General features: G+C 44.2%; 2 protein-coding genes. Both read right to left on the bottom strand.

What is annotated here, in order from left to right; all coding sequences use genetic code 11:
• On the bottom strand, positions 1–134 hold a 134-nt coding region (locus M8E35_RS26215), incomplete at its 3' end, for a hydantoinase/oxoprolinase N-terminal domain-containing protein (RefSeq protein WP_252473913.1).
• Between the two features lie 77 nt (positions 135–211).
• On the bottom strand, positions 212–1,630 hold a 1,419-nt coding region (locus M8E35_RS26210), incomplete at its 5' end, for a trimethylamine methyltransferase family protein (RefSeq protein WP_289711025.1).

Below are 1,630 nucleotides of genomic sequence, written 5' to 3'. Positions count from 1 at the left end.
TTTCGAATTCCTATGGATAAATCCTCACGTGTCGTAAATGCTTTGGCCTTTTCCTTTACTTCCTTGGTGTTTAAATCAAGTAGCACTCCATCGGTAAAGGTTCCGCCTGTATCAATCCCTAATATTAAGGGCATTCTCTGTCACTCCATTCATCCACGTTTGAGACACCCACTTATATAAGTGGGTGTTCCATGTTCTGCTTCTAACCACTTTACGACTTAACGATTTTTTGTTCGGACCGTTCAACAATCGCCCTAATTTTTTGTTGTACGTCTTTTGGAAGCGGATCTGGTTCATAATTTTCGATAATATCTTTAACCTTTTCATTGGCCCGTTCGAACAGAGTTTTCGAACCACTTTCCAGCCAAGACTCATAACGCTGACGATCAATCAGACTTGGATAATACGTCTCAGTTTTAAAGTGTTTCATTGTGTGAGCCTCGGATAAGAAATGTCCTCCAGGACCAATTTTATGGATGATATCTAAGGCTAGAGTCTCATCATTAACTTGGATACCGCGAACTAAACGACGAGCCATCCCTATAACGTCATTGTTAATTGCCAGAAATTCTAACGATGAGGTGGAACCATATTCAATATACCCGACATCATGATTCAGATTAGGACCAGAAAGTGCGGTCATGGCAATGGACAAAGCCGCTTCAATTCCCGCTTGTTCATCCACTAAATTTGAGTCAGAGCACCCTGCAGTGCCAAACATCGGTAATTTCAGATAATGAGCTAAATCCGCTAAGGAAGACATTAAAAGGTTAAATTCCGGTGAGCCATAGCTAAAAATGGTACTCGACATGTCCATAATTGTAAAGACACCGCCCATAATAAAGGGGGAACCTTCTCTGGTCGATTGGTTAATGACTAAACCGCTCAAGGATTCAGCTAAACCTTGGGTGAGTACACCAGCCATTGTAGCCGGTACTGTCCCACCAGCCATTACGCAAGGAGTATAAACGACGGGCAGTCCTTTTCTGGCAGCCAAAATTAATTTAGATGCCGCTTCCCAGGCATGTTGCAGTGGTGATATTGGCTCAGCGTAAAGGGTCATAAAGGGATTGCGCCGTAACTCCTCAACACCGCCGGCCATTATTTCACACATCTCAATAATATCGGCGAATCCATAAATATCATGAGCTGTTGTAACGATTGGTTTACTCGTATTAAGAACTTGAGCCTCGAACTGATGCCGATCAGAAATAAGAAGGGGGACATCTTGAACGATACCCAACGACATCACAAAATCGAGATTTGGCAAAGCGTCAATCACCTTGCAAGCGTTGCTGACCGACTTTTTGGTAGAACGTTGACGCTTTCCGGTGTAGGGATCAATTGTAAACGGAGTATCTGAACCTGTGCCAAAATAGGCGTTATATCCTTCCAGATGCACATCCCTGGATCCGGTTCGGTTATTACAAAGAGTAACCCGTTTAGGAACAGACCTTAACGCCCTGTCCACAACCGCTGAAGGGATGCGAACCAGGATGCCGTCTACCCAGCAACCTGCTTTCTTTAGGATATCACGAGCTTCCTCATCGTGTACAGTCACACCCGTACGTTCAAGCACCTCTTGAGCCGCTAGCAGTATTTCTTCACATTGGCTTGGGGAAAGGATGCT

It is taken from the genome of Desulfosporosinus nitroreducens (assembly GCF_023897015.1).
Classification (GTDB): domain Bacteria; phylum Bacillota; class Desulfitobacteriia; order Desulfitobacteriales; family Desulfitobacteriaceae; genus Desulfosporosinus; species Desulfosporosinus nitroreducens.
This window is presented reverse-complemented; position numbering and strand designations above follow the sequence as displayed.